Genomic DNA, 26,111 nt, shown 5'->3' on the forward strand with positions numbered 1-26,111 from the left:
GTACGCCAATAATTGGTACACCAATCGTTGCTACGATCGCAACGACGACGAGGAGGACGAGGGTGGCCGACCAGTTGGAGGGCGATCCCCTGGCGCTGGAGCAGCAGGTGTGCTTCGCGCTCTCCGTGGCCGCACGCGGCGTCGTCGCGGTCTACCGGCCGCTGCTGGAACCGATGGGGCTCACCCATCCGCAATACCTGGTCATGCTGGCGCTCTGGCAGCACGCGCCGCTGTCCGTGCGGGAGTTGAGCCGCCTGCTCCAGCTCGACCCCGGCACGCTGTCGCCGCTGCTCAAGCGCCTCGAAGCGGCCGGCTACGTGCGACGCGAGCGGGACGCCTCGGACGAGCGCAGCCTGGCCGTCTCGCTCACCGCCAGCGGGCAGGCCCTTCGGGAGCAGGCCGAGCGGATCCCCCCGGCGATCGTGCAGCGGCTCGGCCTGCCGCTGGCGGACCTGCGGCACCTGCACACGGTGCTCACCGAGGTGATCGCGGCGGCCAACCGGGCCGCGACAGCTGAGCCCGGGGCCGCCGGGCAGCCAGGTCAGGCGTCGGCGTAGACCGCGAAGCCACGCTCGGCGCAGCGCCGGTAGAAGGCGGCGAGCACGCTCAGCTCGGCGCAGGTGAAGTTCCACTGCGGCGGCTCGCCGCTCTCGTCGCGCAGCTTGTCGAGCCGGCTGTCGAGCCAGCGGAGCTGCTGCTCGGCCAGGCGCCCGTCGCCGAGCAGCGAGCGCAGCACCTCGCTCACCGACTCGAAGGTGACCGCCTCGCCGAACGGGCGGTGCCGGGCCACGAACTTCTCCACACCCTCGGCGATCCAGGAGCAGCCGTCCGGGTCGATCACCGGGTCCTCGTCCTCGGCCGAGTTCTCCGTGGCGTAGAGCACATTCTCCAGGCCGAGGATGAGGTCGACCAGCTCGGTGTACGCGGTCGCCCGCACCGTGCCGGTCTTCGCGATCAGCTCGGCGAGCGCGGCGGTCGGTGCCGAGATGCGTGGCATGTCCACGATCTCGCCGAAGTCGACGAACTCGGCCGGCGCGACCGGATCGTAGAAGCGGCCGGTCCGCGGCCAGTGCACCGCGACGTTGTCCAGCCCCATCTGGCGTCACCTCTCAGCAAGCACGTTGTCCGACCGGTCGGGTCGATCGTCCCGGTTCCGTCCCCGAAAGATCAAGACCGCAGGCGGCGGCGCCGCAAAAGGTACGGCACGGCAGGTCCCGCCGCGACCCCCGGTCGGTCACCCGCCGGTACCGATCCGTGCCGGCCGCGCCCTCGATCAGGTCGTTGCGTGTAGGGGGAGTCGCGGACAGCGCCATTCGGCCCGCTACGGCATTCTCAGCCGCCCCAGAGGGGTGCCGAGTGGCGGTTTGGTCGGCTGCGCAGAGTAAGATTGACCGCGAGACGAAAGACCCGACACGGAGCGGCGGACAAGGGCCCCAGGGCCCTTGATCATTGTCCCGCATCGGGTCGAGCCGATCGCGATCCGCGGGCAACCGCGGCGACCGGCGTACGCGATCCGTGACCTGGACATCCGGGGACCGGTCCGTGCGCGCCGACGTCGCGTCCTGTCCGCCGAACCCGCGCCCCGCGCCCTGGCGCGGCCGGTGCGAGAAAGTGGCCGAGGGTGGCAGCGGAGGACAACAAGAAGTACGGCGCCGAGTCGATCACCGTTCTCGAGGGCCTGGAGGCGGTCCGGAAGCGGCCCGGTATGTACATCGGGTCCACCGGTGAACGCGGCCTGCACCACCTCGTGTGGGAGGTCGTCGACAACGCGGTGGACGAGGCGCTGGCCGGCTTCTGCGACACCATCGACGTGGTGCTGCTGGCCGACGGTGGCGTCCGGGTCACCGACAACGGGCGCGGCTTCCCGGTCGACCTCCACCCCAAGCTGAAGAAGCCGGGTGTCGAGGTCGCGCTGACCGTGCTGCACGCGGGCGGCAAGTTCGACGGCAAGGCGTACGCGGTCTCCGGCGGCCTGCACGGCGTCGGCGTCTCGGTGGTGAACGCGCTGTCCACCAAGATGGCCGTGGAGATCCACAAGGACGGCTTCGTCTGGCGCCAGGAGTACCACAACTCCAAGCCGACCCCGCTGGAGAAGGGCGAGCCGACCGACCGGACCGGCTCGGCGGTCTCCTTCTGGCCCGACGCCGACGTCTTCGAGACCGTCGACTTCGACTTCCAGACCATCTACCGGCGCCTCCAGGAGATGGCCTTCCTCACCCGCGGCCTCACCATCCACCTGCTCGACGAGCGGGTCGCCGAGACCGAGGAGGGCAAGCCGCGCGAGGTGACCTTCCACTACGAGGGCGGCATCGCCGACTTCGTCCGGCACCTCAACGCCTCCAAGAACCCGATCCACAAGACGGTGGTCGAGTTCGGCGCCGAGGAGGAGGGCATGTCGGTCGAGATCGCCATGCAGTGGAACGAGTCGTACGGCGAGTCGGTCTACACCTTCGCCAACAACATCAACACCCACGAGGGCGGCACCCACGAGGAGGGCTTCCGGGCCGCGCTGACCAGCGTGGTCAACCGCTACGGCGCGGAGAAGAAGCTGCTCAAGGGTGACGAGAAGCTCTCCGGGGAGGACATCCGCGAGGGCCTGGCCGCGATCATCTCGGTCAAGCTGACCAACCCGCAGTTCGAGGGCCAGACGAAGACGAAGCTGGGCAACACCCCGGTGAAGAGCTTCGTGCAGCGCGTCTGCAACGACCGGCTGGTCGACTGGTTCGACCGGAACCCGGCCGAGGCGAAGACCATCATCCAGAAGGCGTCCCAGGCGGCGCGGGCCCGGATCGCCGCCCAGCAGGCGCGCAAGCTGGCCCGGCGCAAGTCGCTGCTGGAGTCCGGCTCGATGCCGGGCAAGCTGGCCGACTGCCAGTCCACCGACCCGCGCGAGTCCGAGGTGTTCATCGTCGAGGGTGACTCCGCCGGCGGCTCGGCCAAGCAGGGGCGTGACCCGCGTACCCAGGCGATCCTGCCGATCCGCGGCAAGATCCTCAACGTGGAGAAGGCCCGGATCGACCGGGTGCTGAAGAACAACGAGGTCCAGGCGCTGATCACCGCGCTGGGCACCGGCATCCACGACGACTTCGACATCGAGAAGCTGCGCTACCACAAGATCGTGCTGATGGCCGACGCGGACGTCGACGGCCAGCACATCCAGACGCTGCTGCTCACCCTGCTGTTCCGCTTCATGCGCCCGCTGGTCGAGCTGGGGCACGTCTACCTGGCCGCCCCGCCGCTCTACAAGATCAAGTGGAACAAGAAGGGCGACGACGCGCAGTACGCGTACTCGGACCGGGAGCGGGACGGGCTGATCGCGCTGCGCCAGCAGAAGAAGCCCAACGCCAGGCCGGACGACATCCAGCGGTTCAAGGGCCTCGGCGAGATGAACTACCCGGAGCTGTGGGAGACCACGATGAACCCGGCCACCCGTACGCTCCGCCAGGTGACGCTCGACGACGCCGCAACCGCCGACGAGCTGTTCAGCGTGTTGATGGGTGAGGACGTGGAGGCCCGCCGGTCGTTCATCCAGCGCAACGCCAAGGACGTGCGGTTCCTCGACATCTGACGGGCCTCGCCGGGCTGGCCGGACATCCACCGGCCGGCCCGGCGGTCCACAGAGTTATCCACAGCTTGGCCGGTTTCCACAGCCGTTATCCACAGCACGAAAACGACTCTGAGTCTGATAAGGGTTAACAGTGACCGATACTCCCGAGTCCACGCCGAACGAGCCGGAGACCCCGGAGACACTCGCCGCGGTCGTCGCGCACGACCGGATCGAGCCGGTCGGGCTCGAGGTCGAGATGCAGCGCTCGTACCTCGACTACGCGATGAGCGTGATCGTCGGGCGGGCCCTGCCGGACGTCCGGGACGGGCTCAAGCCGGTCCACCGCAAGATCCTCTACGCCATGTTCGACTCCGGCTACCGGCCGGACCGCGGCTACGTGAAGTGCTCCCGCGTCGTCGGTGACGTGATGGGCCAGTTCCACCCGCACGGCGACTCGGCCATCTACGACGCGCTGGTCCGGATGGCGCAGCCCTGGTCGCTGCGCTACCCGCTGGTCGACGGCAACGGCAACTTCGGCTCGCCGGGCAACGACCCGGCCGCGGCCATGCGGTACACCGAGTGCAAGCTCGACCCGCTGGCCATGGAGATGCTCCGGGACATCGACGAGGACACCGTCGACCTCCAGGACAACTACGACGGCCGGGCCAAGGAGCCCACCATCCTGCCGTCCCGCATCCCCAACCTGCTGATCAACGGCTCCGAGGGCATCGCGGTCGGCATGGCCACCAAGATCCCGCCGCACAACCTGCGCGAGATCGGCGCGGCCGTGCAGTGGTGCCTGGAGCACCCGGAGGCCGACGAGGCCACCACCCTCGAGGCGCTGCTGGAGATCGTCAAGGGCCCGGACTTCCCGACCCACGGCCTGATCGTCGGCCAGGCCGGCATCCAGGACGCCTACCGGACCGGGCGCGGCTCGATCCGGATGCGCGCCGTGGTCGAGGTCGAGGAGGACAAGCGCGGCCGCCCGGCGCTGGTGGTCAGCGAGCTGCCCTACCAGGTCAACCCGGACAACCTGGCCGAGCGCATCGCCGAGCTGATCAAGGAGGGCAAGCTCGCCGGGATCGCGGACATCCGCGACGAGTCCTCCGGGCGTACCGGCATGCGGATCGTGCTCGTGCTCAAGCGCGACGCGGTCGCCAAGGTGGTGCTGAACAACCTCTACAAGCACACCCAGCTCCAGGAGACCTTCGGCGCCAACATGCTGGCGCTGGTCGACGGCGTGCCGCGCACGCTCAACCTGGCCCAGTTCATCCGCTACTACGTCGAGCACCAGATCGAGGTCATCCGCCGGCGGACCGCGTTCCGGCTGCGCAAGGCCGAGGAGCGGGCGCACATCCTGCGCGGTCTGGCCAAGGCGCTGGACGCCCTCGACGAGGTGATCGCCCTGATCCGGCGCTCGCCCACGGTGGAGGACGCCCGCCAGGGCCTCATCCGGCTGCTGGAGATCGACGAGGTCCAGGCGACCGCGATCCTCGACATGCAGCTGCGCCGGCTGGCCGCCCTGGAGCGCCAGCGCATCCTCGACGACCTGGCCAAGCTCGAGCTGGAGATCGCCGACCTCAAGGACATCCTGGCCAAGCCGGAGCGGCAGCGGCGGATCGTCTCCGAGGAGCTGGGCGAGATCGTGGCCAAGTGGGGCGACGACCGGCGCACCAAGATCGTGCCGTTCGACGGCGAGGTCTCGATGGAGGACCTCATCGCCCGCGAGGACGTGGTCGTCACGATCACCCGCACCGGGTACGCCAAGCGCACCAAGGTCGACCTCTACCGCTCCCAGCGGCGCGGCGGCAAGGGCGTCAGCGGGGCGACGCTGCGGCAGGACGACATCGTCAGCCACTTCTTCGTATGCTCCACCCACGACTGGATCCTGTTCTTCACGAACAAGGGCCGGGTCTACCGGGCCAAGGCGTACGAGCTTCCCGAAGCCAGTAGGGTGGCCAAGGGCCAGCACGTGGCCAATCTGCTCGCCTTCCAAGCGGACGAGCAGATCGCGCAGATCATCGAAATTCCGAACTACCAGGTGGCGCCCTACCTGGTACTGGCCACGAAGAACGGCCTGGTGAAGAAGACGCGGCTCGAGGAGTTCGACTCCAACCGTTCCGGCGGAGTCATCGCGATCAACCTGCGCGATGAGGACGAGCTGGTCGGTGCTGCCCTCGTCGCCCCGACCGACGACCTGCTGCTGGTCTCCAAGAACGCCCAGGCGATCCGCTTCAACGCCAGCGACGAGGCGCTGCGCCCGATGGGCCGGGCCACCTCGGGTGTGATCGGCATGCGGTTCAGCGAGGAGGATGTCCTGCTCGCGATGGAGGTCGTCCGCGAGGGCATGGAAATGGACGTGCTGGTCGCGACGAACGGGGGATACGCGAAACGTACCCCGATCGAGGAATACCCGGTCCAGGGCCGGGGAGGTAAGGGCGTGCTGACTGCGAAGATCACCGAGCGACGCGGTGGTCTGGTCGGCGCTGTGGTGATCAGCCCGGACGACGAGCTGTTCGCCATTACCAGCAACGGTGGCGTCATCCGGACTCCGGTGAAGCCTGTACGCCGTACGCGGGACCGGAACACAATGGGGGTCAAGCTGATGGACCTCCCGGACGGCGTGACTATCGTGGCGATTGCTCGCAATGCCGACGAGCCTGACGAACAGGACTAGTTGATGACGGAGACACAGGCGGCGTCGGGGAACAAGGGGACCTCGGCGAACCCGGTCGACGAGGAGGCCGCGCAGGGCGGTACACCAGCGACCGGCCGCGCGGCCGTGGGCCGGGCCACCGTCCCCGCCGACGCGCCTGCCCCGAAGTTCACCCGGGCCCCCGGCATGGCACCGCCACCGGAAAAGCCCGGCGAGGACTCGCGGCCGTCCGACCAGGCCGAGACGAAGGTCGACGCCCCGACGTCGGCCGACGGCCTGGCCGCCCCGGCCGCGGCGAAGCCCGCCACGACCGCCACGGCCCCGCAGCCGGCCAAGCCGGCGGCGGCCGCCCGGCCGTCCACCGGCACCACCGGTACCCAGCCGCGTGTCGGCGCCGGCCTCGGCACGGCGCCGAAGCCGTCGCCGGACGGCGCGCGTCCCGGCACCCCGGGCCGCCCCGCCAACGGGGGCGGCCTGCCGCCGGGCATCAGCGGCGCGGCGGCCGTCGGGGCCGCCCGCGTGGGTGAGGCGGTACGCGCCGCGCGTACCTCGGTCAGCTCGGCCGCGTCGCGCGGACCGCGCCGGGCCCGGCTGAACCTCAAGCGGATCGACCCGTGGTCCGTGATGAAGTTCGCGTTCGCGGTCTCCGTGGTGCTCTTCATCGTGGTGGTCGTCGCCACCTCGGTGCTCTACCTGGCTCTGGACGCCATGGGCGTGTTCAAGAGCGTCAACGACAGCCTGACCGACCTGGTGAACGCCGGCGGCGGGCAGGGCGGCGGCGGCTTCCGGATCACCGCCAAGGGCGTGATTCTCAGCTCTGCGCTGATCGGCCTGGTCAACGTGGTGCTCTTCACCGCGCTGGCCACGCTGGGCGCGTTCGTCTACAACGTCTGCGCCGACCTGGTCGGCGGGATCGAGCTGACGCTCGCCGAGCGCGACTGAACCCCGACGACGGCGCCGGGGCACCGCGTAAAGCGGTCGCCCCGGCGTCGTGTGTCCGGGTAGGTTCGAAGGCGGCGCGGGTAAGCCGCGCCGCCACGGCCCCCCAATTTGGGAGCCACGGCGGCGATGGGTTAACCTTGCTCGTCGCTACGCGGGGCTATAGCTCAGTCGGTTAGAGCGCAGAGCTGATAACTCTGAGGTCGCTGGTTCGATTCCAGCTAGCCCCACCGCACATCGTCCGACGGTAGTCGAGCGCGAGGGGTCAAGCCCATGTTCAAGAAGCTCCTGATCCTGGTCGGCGTCGTCGGCGCGGCCGCCGTCGTGGCCAAGAAGATCAAGGCCTCGAACGACGAGCGCGCTCTCTGGCACGAGGCGACCACCGCGCCCGACCTGCGCTGATCGCGCCTCCTCCGACTGCCGACACCGGGCGACTCCGCCCGTCTCGGGGCCCTAGCTCAACTGGCAGAGCACTGCCTTTGCAAGGCAGGGGTTAGGGGTTCAAGTCCCCTGGGCTCCACCATCTTCACTCCTCACCTGCGGTTTCCCGTTCCGCTGTCACCGACCGATGGCGAGGCGGCGGTCGGTCGGAAGCGGGGGTGGCATGATCCGGGGCTGGCACGGCTGGCTCGGCACCTTCAACGGCGTCGTGCTCCTCACGGTCGCCGCGCTGCCGTTGGCCGCCCTGACGGTGTGGGCTCTGGCCCGCCGTCGGAGGGTCCTGGGCGCCGCGGGGGCGTGGCGGATGTCGCTGGCCGAGGTCGGCATCGTCCACGGCACGGTGCCGTGGGTATGGATGATCATGTTGCCGGGCGACGGGGCCGGCACCGTCCCCGGTCGGGTGAGCCTGGTGCCGCTGCGGGATCTGTTCACGATCCTCGCGGCCGGGCCGCTGACGGTGACGGTCCAGATCGTCGGCAACCTGCTGGTGTTCGCGGCGCTGGGGTTCCTCGCCCCGCTGCGGTTCGCGGCGCTGGCGTCGGTGCCGCGGATCCTGGCGCTCGCGGCGGGCTGCTCGGTCCTGGTCGAGGTCGCGCAGTACGTCCTGCGGCTGGACCGGGTGTCTTCTGTGGATGACGTGCTGCTCAACACGGCCGGCGCCGGGCTGGCCGCGCTGGCCTCGCGCCGCTGGTGGCGCCGCACGGCCGGAGCGCCGTCGGATCAGCCGCGACCGGCCCTGGCGCCGGAACGCTGAGCCGCCGCCGCGTCAGCCGCTCCGCGTCGTCATCCGCCACGGTTCCGAGGATAGGGACCGAGATCGTGGGAGGCGGTCAGGTCGCCCGGGCTCCACCGTTCGCGTAACCGGGGTCGGCGACGGTCTCGGCGATGCGCGTCAACCAGTGCAGGTCGTTGGCCCGGGATTCCGGACTGGCCCCGGGGTCGAGGATGCTCCGGAGGAACACGGCGACGTCGTCGAGGTGCCGTTCGCTGCGGTAGTAGCTCAGCAGGGTCGGGTCCGGTTCCCCCGGCCCGTAGCCTTGACGGAAGAGCGCGGCGCGGCGCGCGTCGATCGGATGATCGCCGAAGTCCGTGCTGTGGACGAACATCAGGTCCCGCTCGGGCGGCGCGAGGATCGGCGCGTCCCAGTCCACCACGTGCAGTGGCCCGTCGCCGTCGGCGATCAGGTTGCCGGGATGGATGTCGGCGTGGCAGATGACGTGCCGACCTCGCGTCACGCGGGAGGCGAGGTCGTCGACCGTTTCCGACAGCCGGTGCAGCGCGGCGCCGTACCGGTCCCAGAAGGCGCCGAGGGCCTCGCTGGCCGCGGCCTCCCCGCCGAGGGTCCGTAGCCGCTCGCCCGCGCTCGACCGGTAGGTCTCGACCGGCAGGACCGCGGCGATGTCGGCGCTCGGCGTGACGGCGTGCAGCCGGCGCAGGAACTCGCCGTACTCGATCCACTGGCGGTCGGTGAGGCCGCGGCTCCACAGGCTGCCGCCGTCGCGGAACGGGTAGAGCAGCAGTTGGTAAGCCCCGAACTCGCGACCGGTTCCACCGCCCGGCAGGTCGATGGGCGCGACGACCTGGCGGACGCCCTGCGCGCGGAGGAAGCCGGGCAGCAGGACGGCCGACCGGGTGAACTCGCCGCGGCGCAGCTTCAGGAAGTAGCGCGCGCCGTCGGAGGTGTCCACCCGGTACGCCCACGCGTTGCCGTCGAGCCCGACCGGCAGGAACACGAGGTCGGCGACATCCACGCCCCAGGCGGCCGCCACTTCCGCCGCCAGCAGCCGCTCGTCGACGCCAGGTTTGTCGATCACCGCCGAAGCGTCGCAGCGGACGGTGCCGCGGGCAAGGCGGTTTCGCCGTCACGGCCGGCTCGTCCGCGAAACACCGGGGCGGATCGATCAGGAATCAAGAAGCCCGGGCACGGCGCCGTGCCTAGCCTGATCGTCATGGACATCACCATCCACACGAGCTTCCTGCCGCATGTCGACCCCGACGAGTCGCTGGCCTTCTACCGCGACGTCCTCGGCTTCGAGGTCCGCAACGACGTCGGCCAGGGCAAGATGCGCTGGATCACGGTCGGCCCCGCCGGCCAGCCCGACACGTCCATCCTCCTGGCGCCGCCGGCCGTCGATCCCGGGATCACCGACGACGAGCGCCGCACCATCGCCGAGATGATGGCCAAGGGCACCTACGGCTGGATCCTGCTGGCCACCCGGAACCTCGACGACACCTTCGAGAAGGTGCAGGCCAGCGACGCCGAGGTCGTCCAGGAGCCGACCGAGCAGCCGTACGGCATCCGCGACTGCGCCTTCCGCGACCCGGCCGGCAACCTGGTCCGCATCCAGGAACTTCGCTGACACGTCCGGTCATCCGTCCCGCCCGTCAAGGCCGGCGCCTCGGGCACCGAGGAAAGGACCTTCCCCTCATGTGTCACCCCTCGTGGGGGCGCGCACGCGCGCACGCGCAGCGCCTGAACGACCTCGCCCGGCTGCGCCGCGTCCGGGACCGGATCGACCGGGAGTACGCCGAGCCGCTGAACGTCGAGGCGCTCGCCCGCGACGTGAACATGTCGGCCGGGCACCTCAGCCGCCAGTTCCGGCTGGCCTACGGCGAGTCGCCGTACTCCTATCTGATGACCCGGCGGATCGAGCGCGCGGCTGCGCTGCTGCGTCGCGGCGACCTCAGCGTCACCGAGGTCTGTTTCACGGTCGGCTGCTCGTCGCTGGGCACCTTCAGCAGCCGCTTCACCGAACTGCTGGGCGAATCGCCCAGCGCCTACCGGCGCCGTGCGGCGGGCGGGGCGACCGGCATGCCCGCGTGCGTGACGAAGCAGGTGAGCAGGCCGGTCAGGAACCAGGAGACGCCGGTCGCCGCGGCCCTCCTGGTGTGATGAGACCCGGAAGGCCGAAGGGGCTCAGGCCAGCCGGTCGAGGAAGTCGCGGGAACGCCGTACCACCAGCGCCGTCGCGTCCGCGTCGTAGGACGGCAGGGAGTTGTCGGTGAACAGGTGTGCGTCGCCCGGGTAGACGAACAGCTCGCCCCGCTCGGGTCCGACGATCCCGACCAGCTCGCGGGCGGAGTCGATGTCGCCCTCCAGGGCGAAGAACGGGTCCTTGTCCATGCCGTGGATCTGCACCGGGACGCCCTCGGGCCACGGACCGACGGCCCATTCGCCGGTGACCGGCAGGCAGGACTCGTAGAGCAGGGCGCCACGGGCGCCGGGCCGGGTCTGGGCGAGCCGCTGCGCGGTGGCGGCGCCCCAGGAGACGCCGGCGTAGACGAGGTCCTTCGGCAGGTCGGCCACGGCCCGGTCGGCGCGCTCGTCGAGCACCTCGCCGCCGATGCGCCGGGTCAGCGCGGCGCCCTCGTCGATGGTCGCCGGCCGCTCGCCGTCGAACAGGTCGGGGGTGTGCACGGTGTGCCCGCCGGCACGCAACTGGTCGGCCAGGGCGCGTACGCCGTCGGTGAGCCCCTGGATGTGGTGGAAGAGAACGATGTCGGCCATCTCTAGACTCCTGTCAACGAACCAGAGCGATCGAATGATCCAGAATTCTAGAACGGTCGAGAAATGTCGGTCAATCAGCAGATCCCGGACTACGACCTCGCCGAGCTGCTCGTGGTCACCGCACCCGAACAGTTGCGGGCGCTGGCCGACCCGCTGCGCGCCACCCTCCTGGAACTGCTCCTGGAGCGCGCCGCCACGGTCAACGAGATGGCCCGGGCGGTCGACCGCCCGAAGAGCAGCGTGGCCTACCACGTGAACCTGCTGGTCGACGCCGGCCTGCTCCAGGTGGTGCGGACCCGCCGGGTGCGGGCGATCGAGGAGCGGTTCTACGGCCGGGTCGCCCGCACCTACTACGTCGGCGTGCTCAACCGGCCCGAGGACAAGCAGGTCGTGGCGCGCATCAACGGCCTCGCCGAGGCGGCCGCCGAGGCCGCGCCGGCCCACGCCACCGACGACCTGCGGTGCACGCTCGTCCACGCGCGCATCCCCCTCGAGGAGGTGCGGACGTTCTGGGCGGAGGTGCAGGCGCTCGCCCGCCGCTTCGCCCAGATCCCCCGGTCCGGGGACCAGGTGTACGGCTTCGTCGCCGGCCTCTACCCCACCGACGCGCCCACCCTCCCGGACACCGACGGTGACCCGGCCGACGGTGACCCGGCCGACCGGGACGCCGCTCAGTAACCGTCGGCCGCGTCGGCCAGCACCTCGCGCAGCGCGTGGGAGGTCTGTCGCACGATCCCCGGGTTGGTGTCCCAGTAGTAGGGCAGGGCGATCACCGCCTGGAGCAGCGCCCAGCCCCGGCCGCGCAGCCAGGAGGCGTCGTCCACCGCCAGTTCCGCCCGGAACCGGGCGCGATTGGGGCCGGCGAAGACGTTCCACGCCGGCTGGAGGTCGCAGGCCGGGTCCCCGACGTTCAACCCGCCGAAGTCGATGACCGCCGAGAGTCGGCCGTCGACCACCAGCAGGTTGCCGGGCAGCAGGTCGCCGTGCAGCCAGACCCCCGGCCCGTCCCAGGCCGGCGCATCCAGCGACTCCTGCCAGGCCCGCAGCACCGCGCCGCCGTCGACCCGGTCGCCGAGCCGGCGTACCGCGTCCCGGACCCCGTCGTCCAGCTCGGCGAGGTCGGCGCCCCGGGCGCGGGGTGGCCGGGGGGACGCGCCGGTGGTGTCGATCCGCCGCAGCGCGGCGATGAAGGCGGCCAGGTCGACCGCCGCCGCGTCCGGGTCGTACCGGGCGGTGCTGGCGTTCTCGCCCGGCAGCCACTCGCAGACCGACCAGTCGAAGGGGTAGCCCTCCGCGGGGCGGCCCATGGCCACCGGCACGGGCAGCGCGAGCGGCAGGTGCGGGGCCAGCCGGGGCAGCCACTCGGCCTCCCGGGCCGCCTGCCGCGTGGCCCAGCCGATCCGGGGCAGCCGCACCGCCAGGTCGTCGCCGAGCCGGTAGATGTCGTGGTCCGTCCCGTACGAGGGAACGAGGCGGAGCGGTCGGTCGGCCCAGTGCGGGAACTGCCCGGCCAGCAGCCGGCGGACCAGGTGGACATCGGTCAGCACCTCGTCGGCGTGCATCTTCGCTCGGGTCACGGCGACCATCCTCGATCGGCCCGGCGGGGGCCGCAAACGAGTTCAGTCGGCCCGGCGGCGCCACGTCAGCGTCCTGCCGAGGATCACCAGGCCCGCGCGACGAGCAGTGCCGGGTCATCCGGCAGGGTAGTGCCGGGCCGGCGTCCCCGGCAGGCTAGCGTCGGGTGCGTGAGCACCGGATCCCCGCGCGTCCTGCCGGCCGAGAGCGGCATCGCCGAGGCCGCCGCCGTCCTGCGCTCCGGCGGGCTGGTCGCCTTCCCCACCGAGACGGTCTACGGGCTGGGCGCGAACGCGCTGGACGCCCGGGCCGCGGCCCGGATCTTCGAGGCGAAGGCCCGACCCAGCTTCGACCCGCTGATCAGCCACCTGGCCGACGCCGCCGACCTGCCCGGTCTGGTCGGCGCGGTGCCGCCGGCGGTGGCCGCCCTGGTGGAGCGCTTCTGGCCCGGCCCGCTCACCCTGATCGTGGACCGGCCGGCGGTGATCCCGCCGATCGTCACGTCCGGCCTGGACACCATGGCGGTCCGGGTGCCGGACGAGCCGTCCGCGCGGGCGTTGATCGCCGCCGCCGGGGTGCCGGTGGCCGCGCCGAGCGCCAACCGGTTCGGGCAGCTCAGCCCCACCCGGGCCGAGCACGTGGTGGCCGGGCTGGGCGGGGCCGTGGACGTGGTGCTCGACGGCGGACCGACCCGGTGCGGGATCGAGTCGACCATCGTGGACGCGCGGGGCGATCGGCCCGTGGTGCTCCGGCTCGGGGCGTTGCCGGTGGAGGCGCTGGTCGAGGCGGTCGGCCCGGTGGAGATACGCCAGGGCAGCTCGGGCCAGCCGGTGGCGCCCGGGACGCTGGCCGCGCACTACGCCCCGCGTACCCCCTTGCGGTTGGGCGCGGCGGCCGAGGAGGACGGCGGCCGGCGGGGATTCCTGGCCTTCCGGGAGCCGCCGGCCGGGGGTGACTGGGCGGCGGTGGAGGTGCTGTCGCCCGAGGGTGACCTGACGGCGGCGGCCGCGCGGCTCTTCGACGCCCTGCACCGGCTCGACGCCACCGGGGTGACCGAGATCGTGGCCGAGCCGGTGCCGGAGGTCGGCGTGGGCCGGGCGATCAACGACCGGCTGCGGCGGGCGGCCGCCACCTGGCGCTGACCCGTCACAGGGCCAGTACGCCGACCACCTGGTCGCCGCTGCGCTCCCCGGTGAGCCGGAAGCCGAGGCGGCCGTAGAAGCGTTCCGGGCCGTGCGGGCCGGGCGCCCAGGTGACGAACATCCGGTCCGTGCCCCGGCGGCGCAACTCGCCGGCCAGCGCCGCCACGGCGAACCGCCCGTAGCCCCGGCCCTGCTGGTCCGCGGCGATGTTCAGCCGCCACAGGCCGGACCGGACGTCGGCCGGGTCCTGACCCCACCGGATGTCGAGGAAGCCCATCAGGAAGCCCACCGGGCGGTCGCCGTCGACGATGAGCCGGGGCCAGGCGACCGCCGGCTGGGCGTACGCCTCGGCGAGCGACCGGGCCACCGGGGCGACCAGCCCCTCCTGGTCGGGACGGACGCCGATCGCGCAGGCGGCCAGGACGTTGTCGGGGGTGATCTCTTCAAGACGCGGTGACGGCACGGCGGCACCCTAGCCGCCGGACCGCACGGAACTCGACCGGTTTCAGGTCAGGTCGGCGGCGACCCGGTCGACGTCGGCGCTGAGCGCGTCGTAACCGCCGGCGGTGAGCTTGCCGCCCCGGAGCAGCTCGCTCAGCTTGTCCCGGAGCTTCTTGATCTGCTCCTGCGCCTGCTCGGTGTCGCCCTCGGCGGTCTCCTTGGCGATCGCGTCCGCCTTGGCGTGCAGGTCCTTGGCCGCGTCCGGGTTCAGCTGCCCGGCGTCCACCTGATCCTGGATCGACAGCCGCAGGGCCACGATCGGGTCCTGGGGCGGGGCAGGGCTCGGCGTCGCGGAGGTGAGGCGAGGGCTGGGCGTCGGCGTGGCGGCCGGGGTGCGGGTGGTCGGCGCGAGCGTCTGCGGCCGTGGCGTTGTCGGGGCCACCGTGACCGGCACGACCGGCACGCTCGGCGCGGCAGAGGTGGTGACGGACGGCGCCGCCGCCGGGGCCGGTCCGGCCGGCGAGGTCCCGCCGTCCCGATCGAGCAGCGTGACGCCCGCGAGGGCGAGCAGCGCGAGGCCGACCAGGCCGGCCGCCACCAGCAGCGGGCCGCGCCGGGACCGTCCCGGCCGGTCGCCGGGGTCGACGGCCGCCGCGGCCGGCCCGGGTGCGGGCGGCGGCTCGGGCCCGGCCGGCGCGGCGTCGACCGCGACGACCGCGAGCGGCGTGCCGGCGCGGGGCAGCAGGGCCGCGAGGCGCTCCCGGACCACACCGGCGTCGGTGGGCCGGTCGGCCGGGTCCTTCGCCAGCAGCTCGGACACCAGGGCGTCGAGTTCGACGGGTACGTCCGGCCGGCGGTCCCGCAGCGGCGGGGGTGGCTCGTTGACGTGCTGGTGCAGCACGCTGAGCGGGTCACCGGCGAACGGCGGGGCGCCGGCGAGCATCGCGTAGAGGGTGCAACCCAGGCCGTACAGGTCGGTGCGGGGGTCCACGGGACCGCCGAGTGCCTGTTCCGGGGACATGTACGAGCTGGTCCCGAGCTTGGTCGCCGGGCCGGTGAGGGTGTTCTGCCCGGCCAGGCGGGGCAGCCGGGCGATGCCGAAGTCGCAGATCTTCACGGTGCCGGCGGGGGTGACGATGAGGTTGCCCGGCTTGATGTCCCGGTGCACCACCCCGGCCGCGTGCGCGGCCGCGATCCCGTCGCAGGTCTGCACGGCGATCGACAGCGCCTGGACGACCGGCAGCGGGCCCGCGACGACCAGGTCGCCGACCGTCCGGCCCTCCACCAGCTCCATCACCAGGTAGGAGTGGTCCTCCTCGGTGCCGAAGTCGTAGACGCCGACGATGTGCGGGTGGGTGAGCCGGGCCGCCGTGCGGGCCTCGCGGTCGAAGCGTTCCGCGGCCATCGGTTCCCGCACGCCGGCCGCCGTGAGCAGTTTGATCGCGACCGGCCGGTCCAGCCGCAGGTCCCGGCCCCGCCACACCTCACCCATGCCGCCGCTGCCCAGCAGTTCCTCGGACTGGTACCGGCCACTCAGCAGACGTCGCGACACGACGTCACCTTTTCCAGCCGGGCCCGATCCCACACCGGGCGCGGGTGACCGGAGTTGGCGCTGCTCGTCGTGGACCATCCACACAAGGTAGTCAATCCATGGCTCGGTGCCCGCGCAGGCGGGCCGGCCGGCGCGCTGCCGGCCGGCCGGTTGGGTCACGTCTGCTGCTGTGTCACGTCCAGGTTGAGGTACCGCGGTTCGCCGCTGGCGAGTTGGCGGATGCGCTCGGCGTACTCGCCGGTCTGCGGGCGGCCGCTGTGCGCCATGGCCTGCTCGTAGCTGTCGAACTCGGCGACGATGACGAAATGGCCGGGCCGCTCCCGGTCCTCGGCGAAGGTCACCCGGGCGGGCCCGGGGGACGGGTGCTCGCGCGTCCACTCCTCGCTGAGCCGGCGCACCTCGTCGGGGCGCTCCGTCTGGTATTCGACGACCTGCACGAACGGCATGTCCATCACCTCCACCGGCCGTGTTCCCACCGGTCCGCCGTCCATGTCGGCGGCATGGCCCCGGCCGCCGGGGGTAGGAGGTACGGGTAACAACCCCCCGAAAGTGAGGTGTCATGCCAATGCCGACCGCACGCGAGATCATGACCAGCGACGTGAGCTGTGTCCGGGAGCAGGACGACCTCCGGACCGCCGCCCGGCGGATGGCCGAGCTCGGGGTGGGCTCGCTGCCCATCTGCGGCGACGACAACCGTCTCAAGGGCATGGTGACCGACCGCGACATCGTGGTGAAGGTGCTCGCCCAGGGCAAGGACCCGGCCGCCGTGACCGCCGGTGAGCTGGCCCAGGGTGAGGCCGTGACCATTGGCGCGGACGACGACGCGGCCGAGATCCTGCGGACCATGGGCCAGCACAAGGTACGCCGGCTGCCGGTGATCGACGGGCACGACCTCGTCGGCATCGTGGCCGTCGCCGACGTGGCCCGCTCGCTGCCGGAACGCCCGGTGGGCGACCTCATCGAGGCGATCTCCGAGCGCGCCTGACCGCAGCCGCCGACCGTTCGCCGCCCTCCCCGGCGGGAGCCGGGGAGGGCGGCGAGCCGCGTCAGGGGGTCAGCGGCACGGTCGGTGAGCAGCGTGAACCCGCCGAGCCGCAGGACCGTCGTGGCCGTACCGATGAAGGTGACCTCAGCCGTCATGCTCCTCGCCGTGCCCCTGATCGGTTTCCCCATGCGGATCGGCGTCGCGCTGTGGGAGGCGGTCGACCAGCCGGGTGAGCGCGCCGTTGGCGAAGGTGGCGCCGAGCGCGGAGCCGGCGGCGATGGTCCAGCCCACCGGGCCGAGCGGGGTGCAGCCGAAGAACTGGCTGACCCCGGGCGTCTGCACGACGGCGACCAGGACGCCGATCGACGCGGCCGTGGAGGCCAGCACGGTGGGGCTGGTGCCGCCGGCCAGCACGGTCTGCCCGAGTTGGGTGCCGACCAGCGCGGCGAGCGCGACCGTGCCGGCCCGGCGCTCCCGGCCGGTCCACCGGGCGAGCGTCCAGCCGGCGGTCGCGCCCAGCGTGGTGGCGCCGGCCCGGAGCGCGATCTCCCGGGTGAGCGTCTCGCCGAGCGAGGTGTCCGGTCCCTCCCGCAGCAGGTGGTCGGCCCCGTCGGAGGCGGGCGGGCGGACCGCGATGGCCAGGGCGGGCACCAGGTCGGTGAGCAGGTTGACGAGGAGCAGTTGCCGGCCGGTGAGCGCCGATCGGCCGGTGCTGGCGGCGGTCAGCACGCTGAACGCGATCTCGCCGAGGTTGCCGCCGACCAGGATGCTCAGCGCGTGGCGGACCGACGACCACATGGCCCGACCCTCCGCCAGGGTCGCGATGATGGTCTCCAGCCGGTCGTCGGTGACCACCAGGTCCGCGGCGGCGCGGGCCGCCGGGGTGCCGCGCTGGCCGAGCGCGATGCCCACGTCGGCGAGCCGGATGGCCGGGGCGTCGTTGGCGCCGTCGCCGGTCATCGCCACGGTCCGCCCCCGGCGTTGCAGCGCCTGGATGATCCGCACCTTGTGCGCCGGGGTGCAGCGGGCCACCACGTCGGTGGCCATGAGCCGTTCCGCGAGGGCCTCGTCGTCGAGCCGGTCCAGCTCGGTGGCGGTGACCACCCGCTGCTCCCCGTGGTCGGGGCTGATGGTGGCGGCGATCGCCTCGGCGGTGGCCGGGTGGTCCCCGGTGATCATGATGGTGTGCACGCCGGCCTGCCGGATCCGCCGCACCGCCGGGGCGGCGCTCTCCCGCACCCCGTCGGCGAGGGCCAGGAAGCCGACGAAGACCAGCCCGTCGACCTGCTCGTCGCTCACCGACTCGGCGCCCACCGGGCACTCGGCGACGGCCAGGATGCGGTGCCCGGCCCCGGCCCGTTCGGCGAGCATCGCGTGCAGCGCGTCCCGGCCGGCCCGATCCAGCGGCGTGTCGCCCTGAGCGGTCCGCCGCGCCGCGCAGCGCGGCAGCACCGACTCGGGCGCGCCCTTCACGCTGAGCAGCAGCCCGTCGGCGGTCCGGCCGACCGTGGCGTGGTAGCCCCGGGACGGCTCGAACGGCAGCCCGCCCACCGCCGTCCAGTCCGGTGCGCCGGTCCACTCCAGCACGCCGGCCGTGCCCGCGCCGCGGCGTACCGCACGATCGGTCTGTTGGGGCAGCTCGTCCGGGTCGGCCGCCGCGGGGGTGGCCCGCAGCGCCGCGGCCAGGGTCAGCCGCAGCGGCTCGTCCAGGCGGTCCGGCGGGGCGTACCGGTCGTCGCCGCCGCCCACCCCGGCCAGCAGCAGCTTCCCCTCGGTGAGGGTGCCGGTCTTGTCGAAGCAGAGCACGTCGACCCGGCCCAGCGCCTCGATGGTCCGCGGGTTGCGGACCAGCGCGCCGTGCTCGGCCAACCGCCGCGCCGCCGCCAGCTGCGCGGCGCTGACCAGGAACGGCAGCCCCTCCGGCACCGACGCCACGGCCAGGTTCGCGGCGGTCGCCGCCGTCGCCGCCAGGGGTACGCCCCGGAGCAGCCCCGCCCCGGCCACCGCGATCGCCGAGCCGGCGGCCAGCGGCACGGCGGCGCTGGTCAGCTTCCCGAGCCGGGTCTCCACCCCGCTGGCCGGGGGCGCCTCCCGGGCCAGGGCGAGGCTCCGCCCCGCCTCGGTCTCCTGACCGGTGGCCACCACCACGGCGGTGCCGTGGCCGGCGGCGACCGTGGTGCCCTCGTAGAGCATCGAGTGCCGTTCAGCGACCGCCGCGGCCACCACCGGCTCGGCGGTCTTGCCCACCGGCAGCGACTCGCCGGTCAGCGACGACTCGTCGGTCTCCAGCCCGTCGCTGGTCAGCACCCGGCAGTCGGCCGGGATGGCGTCGCCCGGCCCCACCGCGACCACGTCGCCGGCCACCAGCTCCTCCGCGGCCACCACCTGCTCCGCGCCGTCGCGCAGCACCCGGGCGGTCACCGCCGAGCGGGACAGCAACTCGGCCAGCGAACGCTCGGTGTTGTGCTGGTGCACCGCGCCGATCAGTGCCGAGCCGCCCACCACCCCGCCGACCAGCGCGGCGTCGACCAGCGAGCCGAACGCGGCGGAGAGCACCGCCCCGGCGGTGAGCACCGGGGTGAGCGGGTTCGACAGCTCGTCCACGAACGCGCGCAGCAGGCCGGTCGGGCCGTGCTCCTCCCCGGTCACGGCGCGCCGGCGGCGGGCCGCCTCCTCGCCGGTCAACCCCTCCGCGCGGGTGCCGAGCTGGTGGAGGACGGTCTCGACCGGCATCAGGTGCCAGGCGGTGAGCGCGGGCGCCGGCGTACGGGTCCGGTCGGGCAGCCGCCGGGCCCGCCAGACGCCGTGCGCGAAGGCGAGGGCGGCGGCCCCGTTCACCGCGCCGAGTGCGCGGCCGGGCAGCCGCTCCCGGTCGGCCGTGAACGCGCCGAGCGCTCCCAGCCCGGTGCCGGCCATCGAGATCCGGATGTTCTGCCGGGTCATCCGCCGGGCCACCCCGGTCGCGTCGATGAGCAGCGCGGGAATTCGCAGGTCGTCGCCCACCAGCAGGTGCGCGCCCCAGGGCGGCAGGTCCTCCGGGGCGGAGACCCCCAGCCCGCAGTCGGCGGCGCCGAGCGCGGCCCGGTCACCGGAGACCACCATCACCACCGAGCCCTCGCGTTGCAGGTCACGGACCGATTCGGCGAGCCGGGGACCGCCGGGCACGAGGGCGTCGGCGAAGTCGTACCGGCCGTCGTCGTCCCCGGCGACCACGAGTCGTAGGCCGGCGTGGCGGGCGGCGGTCGCCAGGGCGTCCACCCCGGGGACGGGCTCCGGTTCGACCCGCAGCACGGCGGCGAGCCGGCCGCCCTCGGCCAGCCCGAGCAGCCGGCCCCCGTCCGCGCGCAGCCTCGCGCTGTCCGGGGTGTCCCCCGGGTCCGTCACGTCCATCCGGTCCAGCGGACCGAGCCGCCAGCCGTCGGCGTTCCGGACCGCGTCCGGGGCGGCCGGGTCGAACAGGGCGAACGCCCGGGCGGCCACCTGACCGGTGTGCGCACCGGCCAGCGGCGCCAGGTCGGCCAGCACGCCCCGGTCGGAGCCGAGCACCGCTGCGTCCAGCAGCACGGTGTCGATCCGGTCCAGCTCGCGCAGCACCCTGCGGTCCATGGCGATCACGCCGCGCCGGGCGAGCATCCGGCCGAGCTGGGCGGCGTACCCCTCGCGGCCGCTGCCCGGGGCCTTGGGCAGCGACGACAGGGCCAACGCGGCGGCCCGTTTCCCGCCGGCCACCGGCACCGCGGCCGCTCCGGCCGCCGCACCCGCGGCCAGCATCCGGCTCACGTAGCGCTCGGCCGGGCCGTCCGGGACCGGGCAGGGCCGCTCGCCGTTCGGCACCCGGGCGACGGCCCGGTCGGGGTCGCCGGTCAGCCGCGGCTCGGCCTTCGCCCAGGCCGCGAGCTGGGCCCGCGCCTCACCCCACTGCACGACCCGCTGCGCGCCGTCGAGGACGATGCCCGCCCAGCCGCCGGTGAGCCCCTGCACCACCGCCTCGGCGAGCGGGAAGAGCACGTCGGCGCGGGGGTCGGCGCGCAGGCCCCGGTCGGCGAGCGCGTGCAGCTTCGGGTGCAGGTCGACGGCGGCGAGGAAGCCGGCCACCTCGCCGGGCACCGGGGTGAACGGCAGGATCCGGGTGGCCGCCGAGATGGTCAGGCCGAGCGCGTCCGAGGCCAGGCCGCCCAGGGTGCGGGGCGTACGCGGCCCCTCCTCGGGCGGATGCGGCGGCGGGATCTCCGGGTCCGGCTCGTGCGGGCACACCCGCTCGGTCCGCGCCACGGTGGCGATCAGGTCGCGCAGCTTCGGCTTCGGCTCCTCGACCGCCACGACCACCCGGCCCGACGGCGCGTTGACCCGGGCCCAGGCCACCCCGGGCAGCCCCTCCAGCGCCGCCTCGACCTGCCGGGCCAGCCGGTCCCCGCCGTCCTGGCAGACGCCGTGCACCTCGATGTGGTGCCGGCCGTCGTGGGACCAGACCCGGCGCCGGGTCAGCCCGGCGAGCCGGACCAGCCGGGTCGCCGCCGCGCCCACGCTTCCGGCCGCCTCGGCCACGCTGCCCGGCACGGCCTTCCGGGCCGTGCCCGGCAGGGCGGATCCGACGGTACGGGCGGTGTCCGGCACGGCGGTGGCGACCCCGCGGGCGACCCGGGCCACGGCGTCCGGCACGGCGGCCGGCGACAGTAGGAGGCCGGCGACGCGGCCCAGGGAGGTCATCGAGGCGTACGGCCGGGCTGCCGGCCCCGCTCCCCGGTGCTCCCGTCGTCGTCGTAGCCGTACGCCATCTCGCCTCCCGCGGCCTCGTCCCGGCGGCCCGACTTCCCGGCGCGGCGTCCGTTATGCCCCTTGGGCGGGGGAAGTTTCCGCAGTGCCCGGGGCATGGACGGGCAGGCCGGTGGAATGCCGCTCGGACAGCGATGTCGTCGTCGGAACCGGGAGGCCCCATGAGCACGCTGACACGGAACCTCAACGGGTCGCGGGAGATGATGAGGACGTACTGCCGGCGGGTGGAGATCCCGGTGCTGGGCGAGGTGGCGGTGCCCCCGCCGGACAAGCTCGCCTACTACGCGGGGCTGGGCGTGCTGGCCGCGCTCCAGGTCATCGAGTGGCCGCTGGCCCTGGTCGTCACGGCCGGGCACCTTCTGGCCGACCAGCACTACTCGGGCCTCGTGAAGGGCGTGGGCGAGGCGCTGGAGTCGGCCTGACGAGACGGGGCTCACCGTTGACCTCAACCCCGGTTGAGGCCCGAGGCTTGAGCCCATGTCGACCGCCACCGCCGCACCGCCGGCCCCGCCCGCACATCTCTGGTCGCCGCGGCTGCGGGCGATGACCGTCGGCAGCGTCGCCCTGGTGTCGCTGCTCGCCTTCGAGGCACTGGCGGTGGGCACCGCGATGCCCACGGTCGCCCGCACCCTGGACGGGCTCGGCCTCTACGCCCTCGCCTTCGGCGGTCCGTTCGCCTCCGGGGTGGTGGCCATGGTCGCCTCCGGCATCTGGTGCGACGCGCGGGGACCCCGCCCGGCCATGTGGCACGGCGTGGCGTGGTTCGTGGCGGGCCTCGTGGTGGCGGGCGCCGCGCCCACCATGGAGGTACTGGTCGTCGGCCGGGTCGTGCAGGGCTTCGGCTCCGGCCTGCTCTCCGTGGCGCTCTACGTGATCGTGGCCCAGGCGTACCCGGAGGAGTTGCGGCGGCGGGTGTTCGCCGCGTTCGCGGCCGCCTGGGTGGTCCCGTCGCTGGTCGGTCCGGCCGTGGCCGGGCTGATCGTCGAGCACCTGGGCTGGCGCTGGGTGTTCCTCGCGGTGCCGGCGGTCGCGGTGCCGGCGGTGCTGCTGATCCAGCCGGGGCTGCGGGCGTTGGGAGCGACCGTCCCGACCCGGCCGCCGGCCGGCGCGCTGGCCCGGATCGGCTGGGCCTGCGGGGCGGGGGTGAGCGCCGCACTGCTGCACTACGGGGGGCAGCAGCGCGGCGCGCTCGCCGCCGGGCTGATCGGCGCGGCGCTGGTCGGGCTGCTGGCGTGCGTGCCGCGGCTGCTGCCGGCCGGGTTCCTGCGGGCCGCGCGCGGCCTGCCGACCGTGATCGGGCTGCGTGGCCTGGCCTCGGCGGCGTTCGCCGGGGCCGAGGTGGTGATCCCGCTGATGCTGTCGCGGGAGCGGGGCTTCTCGCCGACGGCGGCCGGGCTGGTGCTGACGGTCGGCGCGCTCTCCTGGTCGGTGGGCTCCTGGATCCAGGGCCGGATCGCCGCGCCGCGCTCCGCCGCCACGCTGCCGCGGGTCGGGCTGACCTGCATCGCCGTCGGCACGGCCGGGGTCGCGATGGCCCTCCTGCCGGCCCTGCCGGTGGCGCTCGCGGTGCTGGCGTGGGCGGTCGCCGGACTCGGCATGGGGCTGCTCTACCCGTCGCTGTCGGTGCTCACCCTGGACCTGTCCGCCCTGGCCGAGCAGGGCCGGAACAGCTCGGCGCTGCAACTGGGCGACTCGCTCTCCGCCGCCACCGTGCTGGCGCTGACCGGGGCCGTGCTGGCCGCCGGGTCGGCGCCCGGTCGGGCGAGCTACGCGACCACCCTGGCCGTGGCGGCCGCCTGCGGGCTGCTCGGCGTGCTGCTCGCCGGCCGGGTGGTGCTCGCCGGTGATCGGGCCAAAGCGGCGCGGGCCGGCTGACGGGCCCGGGAGGTTGGGCCGACCACCTGGCCGACACGTACGGGGGAACCGGCCGGAGATGAAACCTTCTGCGGTTCCGGGCCGCCCTACCGTGACCGCATGCTGGTCTTCGTCACCACCGTGATCCTGTACGTCTTCGGCTTCGTCTTCCTCTACGGCGTGATCCGGCTCGGGGTCCGGCACGGCATCGAGGACGTGGAGACCCACCGCGTCAACCAGTTGCGGGCCGAGGAGCTGGCGGCCCACCAGGACCGCACGTTCGCCCGCGAGAACGCCTTCCTCACCGGCAGCTGAGGTCCGGCATACGGGCCGGTCGGGACGTCGGCGAGCGGCGCCGCGCGGCGGGTGCGAGGATCGCACCCGTGATGGGGACGCTGAAGACCGAGCCCGCCCGGACCCGACTGGACCTGCTGGCGGCGCCGGTCGCCGCGGCGATCGAGCGGTGGCCGGACGAGGCTCCCGTGGACGTGGACGACGTGCTGGTCGCCCCGATCGACGCCGAGCTGGCCGACACGGCGGCGTTCTGCGCGGCGTACGAGGTGGGGCTGGACGAGTCGGCCAACTGCGTGGTGGTCGCCGGCAAGCGGGGCGGCGAGACCCGGTACGCCGCCTGCATCGTGCTCGCCACCACCCGGGCCGACGTGAACGGCGTGGTCCGCCGGCTGCTCGACGTGCGCAAGGCGAGCTTCGCGCCGATGGCCGACGCGGTCGAGCTGACCGGGATGGAGTACGGCGGGATCACCCCGATCGGGCTCCCCGAGGACTGGCCGATCCTGGTCGACTCGCGGGTGATCGCCATGCCGCACGTGATCATCGGCTCCGGCGTACGGCACAGCAAGATCGCGTTGCCCGGGCCGGCGCTCGGCGCGCTGCCCGGGGCAACGGTCGTGGAGGACCTCGCCCGACCGGCCTAGGCACTCACTCGCCTCTCAGGCCCCGGCTCTGCCCACCAACAGGCAGCCCGGGGCCTGTTCGCATGTCGCGCCGCCGGCGAGCCGGCCGGCCCCGCCCTGGATCGGCGTCGCGCCCAGCTCCACCCGGCTGAACCGAGCGCCGGTCGGTCATGCAACCTTTTCGCGTCACGGCCGGTACTACCTCGTGACCGACTGGGCAGGAGGGCGGGCACGTGATCACACCGGAGGGCTTCGACGACTTCGTCGTGACCCGCTCACCACGGCTGTTGCGTACCGCGTTCCTGCTCACCCGCGATTGGGCGTTGGCCGAGGACCTGCTGCAGACCGCGCTGGCCCGGGCGTGGGAGGCGTGGCGGCGCATCGACGGTGACCCGGAGCCGTACGTACGTCGGATCATCGTCAACGCGTACGCCTCGTCGTGGCGGCGCAGATGGCGGGGTGAGCTACCCACGGCAGACCTTCCCGAGGTGACCGCCGAGGTCGACCCGCACGCCGGCCTCGACGACCGGGACCGCCTCTGGCGGGCCTTGGGCCGGCTGCCCCGCCGGCAACGCGCCGTGCTGGTGTTGCGCTACTTCGAAGACCTCTCGGAGCTCGAGATCTCCGAGGTCCTGGGCTGTTCGGTCGGCACGGTCAAGAGCCAGGCCAGCCGGGCGGTGGCCAAGCTCCGCCTTGACGAGACGCTGACGCCGGAAGGGATGCTGGGATGAACCTGACCGATCTCAAGCAGGTGCTCGACGAGCGCTCCGGCGACTCGGCCGACCAGTTCGTGCACCACCTGCGGCTGCAGGGCGTGCATGCCAAGGTGGTGGCGCGGCGGCGGCGCCGGATCGCGGCCTGGGCCACCTGCGTGGTGGTCGCCCTGGCCGGCATCGCAGTGGCCGCCGTCGTGCCCGGGTTCCGCACCGACGTCACCCCCACCCCGGCGGACAGTCCGTCGCCGGTCCGCACCATCGAAGGGTTTCCGGAGTACGCCACGGGCGCGCGTGTCGTGGCTGCGAAGTCCGCCGCGTTCCCGGAGCGCCGCATCGAGCTGACCATCGTGCCCACCACGCTCGACCTCGTCATCTTCACCCGCTGCGACGGCACCGGAGACGTCAAGCCCGATGAGCGGGTGAGCGTCAACGGCCACTTCCTCTACGGCCTCGGGTGCGGCGGTTCCAGCCGGCAGCTGAGCTGGGACGGGCTCGACGTGGCGGTCGGCAGGCCCGCCACGTTCGTCATGACGATCACCGGAGCGAAGCGGTTCGACGGGACGGACACGGTCCCGGTGGCGATCCCGGACAGCGGCACGTTCGGGCTCGCGATCGGCGTGCGGATCCCGTTCGACCAGTACCCGCTGCCGCCCCGGCCATCAGGAGCACTCGCCCCGTTGCCCCGGACACTCATGGCCGGCTGCACGGAGGCGCTCTGCCCGGACGCCGTCATCATCCGATCGGATCCGGCCGACCCGAAACGTCCAGTCAGGCGGACCGTGACCTGGAAGGCGACCGACTCCGTCGAGATGCTCGCCCGGACGCCCGGGCTCCTCCATGTTCGCGTCAACGGCGTGGAGATCACGACCGGTGAGTGGTGGGATTACGAGGCGCACACCGTCGGCATGTTCGGCGACCGGAACGGCGGGTGGAAACGTGAGCTCGGCCTCGACCTGCGCTCCGGAGACCCGGTGACGGTCGAGGTCGAGCCCGAGCACGTCACCGGTGCCTGGCAGGTCGTCTTCTCGCCGGCCTGACCGCGGCGGCGGGTGCCGTCGTCAGACCCGA

The 26,111-nt window shown here is 73.3% G+C and carries 25 protein-coding genes and 2 tRNA genes; 19 read left to right on the forward strand and 8 right to left on the reverse strand.

What is annotated here, in order from left to right; translation table 11 throughout:
* The first annotated feature begins 62 nt into the window (after nt 1–62).
* On the forward strand, nt 63–557 hold the full coding sequence (locus FXF50_RS17800; RefSeq protein ID WP_148429211.1) for a MarR family winged helix-turn-helix transcriptional regulator: 495 nt from the start codon (nt 63–65) through the stop codon (nt 555–557).
* On the opposite strand, the gene FXF50_RS17805 is transcribed toward FXF50_RS17800, so the two are convergent.
* Nucleotides 542–1,096, reverse strand: coding sequence for a hypothetical protein (locus tag FXF50_RS17805; RefSeq protein ID WP_091316247.1), 555 nt, complete (start codon nt 1,094–1,096; stop codon nt 542–544). The genes FXF50_RS17800 and FXF50_RS17805 overlap by 16 nt on opposite strands.
* A 525-nt stretch (nt 1,097–1,621) precedes the next feature.
* Here FXF50_RS17805 and gyrB point away from each other — a divergent pair.
* The 7 genes from gyrB (at nt 1,622) to FXF50_RS17840 (ending at nt 8,337) form a co-directional block, all read left to right on the forward strand.
* Nucleotides 1,622–3,568: a DNA topoisomerase (ATP-hydrolyzing) subunit B gene (gyrB, locus tag FXF50_RS17815; protein ID WP_091264897.1), complete on the forward strand. Its 1,947-nt coding sequence runs from the start codon at nt 1,622–1,624 to the stop codon at nt 3,566–3,568.
* Between the two features lie 130 nt (nt 3,569–3,698).
* The gene (gene gyrA / locus FXF50_RS17820; RefSeq protein WP_148429215.1) at nt 3,699–6,224 is read left to right on the forward strand and encodes a DNA gyrase subunit A; all 2,526 of its coding nucleotides are present in this window, start codon (nt 3,699–3,701) and stop codon (nt 6,222–6,224) included.
* 3 nt (nt 6,225–6,227) lie between these two features.
* On the forward strand, nt 6,228–7,145 hold the full coding sequence (locus FXF50_RS17825; protein ID WP_148429217.1) for a DUF3566 domain-containing protein: 918 nt from the start codon (nt 6,228–6,230) through the stop codon (nt 7,143–7,145).
* 153 nt (nt 7,146–7,298) lie between these two features.
* Nucleotides 7,299–7,372, forward strand: a tRNA-Ile gene (locus tag FXF50_RS17830).
* 43 nt (nt 7,373–7,415) lie between these two features.
* Nucleotides 7,416–7,544: a DLW-39 family protein gene (locus tag FXF50_RS29570; protein ID WP_222866068.1), complete on the forward strand. Its 129-nt coding sequence runs from the start codon at nt 7,416–7,418 to the stop codon at nt 7,542–7,544.
* Nucleotides 7,545–7,589: 45 nt separating this feature from the next.
* A tRNA-Ala gene (locus tag FXF50_RS17835) sits at nt 7,590–7,665 on the forward strand.
* An 81-nt stretch (nt 7,666–7,746) separates the two neighbouring features.
* Complete coding sequence (locus tag FXF50_RS17840) at nt 7,747–8,337, forward strand: VanZ family protein (protein WP_148429219.1); 591 nt, start codon at nt 7,747–7,749, stop codon at nt 8,335–8,337.
* Nucleotides 8,338–8,413: 76 nt separating this feature from the next.
* Here the strand turns inward: FXF50_RS17840 and FXF50_RS17845 are convergent, their stop codons facing one another.
* On the reverse strand, nt 8,414–9,397 hold the full coding sequence (locus FXF50_RS17845) for a phosphotransferase enzyme family protein (protein ID WP_148429221.1): 984 nt from the start codon (nt 9,395–9,397) through the stop codon (nt 8,414–8,416).
* 135 nt (nt 9,398–9,532) lie between these two features.
* Here FXF50_RS17845 and FXF50_RS17850 point away from each other — a divergent pair, with 135 nt between their 5' ends.
* Both FXF50_RS17850 and FXF50_RS17855 read left to right on the forward strand, forming a co-directional pair.
* On the forward strand, nt 9,533–9,943 hold the full coding sequence (locus FXF50_RS17850) for a VOC family protein (protein WP_148429223.1): 411 nt from the start codon (nt 9,533–9,535) through the stop codon (nt 9,941–9,943).
* A 68-nt stretch (nt 9,944–10,011) separates the two neighbouring features.
* A complete protein-coding gene (locus FXF50_RS17855; protein WP_148429225.1) occupies nt 10,012–10,476 on the forward strand; it encodes a helix-turn-helix transcriptional regulator in 465 nt (154 codons plus the stop codon).
* Nucleotides 10,477–10,500: 24 nt separating this feature from the next.
* On the opposite strand, the gene FXF50_RS17860 is transcribed toward FXF50_RS17855, so the two are convergent.
* A complete protein-coding gene (locus FXF50_RS17860) occupies nt 10,501–11,091 on the reverse strand; it encodes a dienelactone hydrolase family protein (protein WP_148429227.1) in 591 nt (196 codons plus the stop codon).
* A gap of 63 nt (nt 11,092–11,154) precedes the next feature.
* Between FXF50_RS17860 and FXF50_RS17865 the strand changes: the two genes are divergently transcribed.
* Complete coding sequence (locus tag FXF50_RS17865) at nt 11,155–11,769, forward strand: helix-turn-helix domain-containing protein (RefSeq protein ID WP_148429229.1); 615 nt, start codon at nt 11,155–11,157, stop codon at nt 11,767–11,769.
* Here FXF50_RS17865 and FXF50_RS17870 read toward each other — a convergent pair.
* Nucleotides 11,763–12,668: an aminoglycoside phosphotransferase family protein gene (locus FXF50_RS17870; protein ID WP_148429231.1), complete on the reverse strand. Its 906-nt coding sequence runs from the start codon at nt 12,666–12,668 to the stop codon at nt 11,763–11,765. The two genes, FXF50_RS17865 and FXF50_RS17870, sit on opposite strands and share 7 nt — an antisense overlap.
* A gap of 192 nt (nt 12,669–12,860) precedes the next feature.
* Here FXF50_RS17870 and FXF50_RS17875 point away from each other — a divergent pair, with 192 nt between their 5' ends.
* The gene (locus FXF50_RS17875; RefSeq protein WP_148429347.1) at nt 12,861–13,808 is read left to right on the forward strand and encodes an L-threonylcarbamoyladenylate synthase; all 948 of its coding nucleotides are present in this window, start codon (nt 12,861–12,863) and stop codon (nt 13,806–13,808) included.
* 4 nt (nt 13,809–13,812) lie between these two features.
* On the opposite strand, the gene FXF50_RS17880 is transcribed toward FXF50_RS17875, so the two are convergent.
* From FXF50_RS17880 to FXF50_RS29360, 3 genes are all read right to left on the reverse strand, one after another.
* The gene (locus FXF50_RS17880; RefSeq protein ID WP_148429233.1) at nt 13,813–14,271 is read right to left on the reverse strand and encodes a GNAT family N-acetyltransferase; all 459 of its coding nucleotides are present in this window, start codon (nt 14,269–14,271) and stop codon (nt 13,813–13,815) included.
* Nucleotides 14,272–14,313: 42 nt separating this feature from the next.
* A complete protein-coding gene (locus FXF50_RS17885; protein ID WP_187399710.1) occupies nt 14,314–15,801 on the reverse strand; it encodes a serine/threonine-protein kinase in 1,488 nt (495 codons plus the stop codon).
* Nucleotides 15,802–15,956: 155 nt separating this feature from the next.
* A complete protein-coding gene (locus tag FXF50_RS29360) occupies nt 15,957–16,247 on the reverse strand; it encodes a hypothetical protein (RefSeq protein ID WP_187399711.1) in 291 nt (96 codons plus the stop codon).
* Between the two features lie 119 nt (nt 16,248–16,366).
* Here FXF50_RS29360 and FXF50_RS17890 point away from each other — a divergent pair, with 119 nt between their 5' ends.
* Complete coding sequence (locus FXF50_RS17890; protein WP_148429237.1) at nt 16,367–16,786, forward strand: CBS domain-containing protein; 420 nt, start codon at nt 16,367–16,369, stop codon at nt 16,784–16,786.
* 144 nt (nt 16,787–16,930) lie between these two features.
* Here the strand turns inward: FXF50_RS17890 and FXF50_RS17895 are convergent, their stop codons facing one another.
* A complete protein-coding gene (locus FXF50_RS17895) occupies nt 16,931–21,493 on the reverse strand; it encodes an HAD-IC family P-type ATPase (RefSeq protein WP_148429239.1) in 4,563 nt (1,520 codons plus the stop codon).
* Nucleotides 21,494–21,720: 227 nt separating this feature from the next.
* Between FXF50_RS17895 and FXF50_RS17900 the strand changes: the two genes are divergently transcribed.
* The 6 genes from FXF50_RS17900 to FXF50_RS17925 all read left to right on the forward strand — a co-directional run bounded on the left by FXF50_RS17900 (nt 21,721) and on the right by FXF50_RS17925 (nt 26,080).
* On the forward strand, nt 21,721–21,981 hold the full coding sequence (locus FXF50_RS17900) for a hypothetical protein (protein WP_187399712.1): 261 nt from the start codon (nt 21,721–21,723) through the stop codon (nt 21,979–21,981).
* 55 nt (nt 21,982–22,036) lie between these two features.
* Entirely contained in the window at nt 22,037–23,434 is a 1,398-nt protein-coding gene (locus FXF50_RS17905; RefSeq protein WP_148429243.1) for an MFS transporter, read from the forward strand.
* Between the two features lie 99 nt (nt 23,435–23,533).
* Nucleotides 23,534–23,728 carry a hypothetical protein gene (locus FXF50_RS17910; protein ID WP_148429245.1) on the forward strand — a complete coding sequence of 65 codons (195 nt, stop codon included), beginning with the start codon at nt 23,534–23,536 and terminating at the stop codon, nt 23,726–23,728.
* 71 nt (nt 23,729–23,799) lie between these two features.
* Nucleotides 23,800–24,348, forward strand: coding sequence for a YbaK/EbsC family protein (locus FXF50_RS17915; protein WP_148429349.1), 549 nt, complete (start codon nt 23,800–23,802; stop codon nt 24,346–24,348).
* A gap of 212 nt (nt 24,349–24,560) precedes the next feature.
* The gene (locus FXF50_RS17920; RefSeq protein WP_148429247.1) at nt 24,561–25,058 is read left to right on the forward strand and encodes a SigE family RNA polymerase sigma factor; all 498 of its coding nucleotides are present in this window, start codon (nt 24,561–24,563) and stop codon (nt 25,056–25,058) included.
* Nucleotides 25,055–26,080, forward strand: coding sequence for a hypothetical protein (locus FXF50_RS17925; protein WP_148429249.1), 1,026 nt, complete (start codon nt 25,055–25,057; stop codon nt 26,078–26,080). The genes FXF50_RS17920 and FXF50_RS17925 overlap by 4 nt, the downstream gene beginning before the upstream one ends.
* Nucleotides 26,081–26,111 lie beyond the last annotated feature (31 nt).

It is taken from the genome of Micromonospora sp. AP08 (assembly GCF_008085935.1).
GTDB lineage: Bacteria > Actinomycetota > Actinomycetes > Mycobacteriales > Micromonosporaceae > Micromonospora > Micromonospora chersina.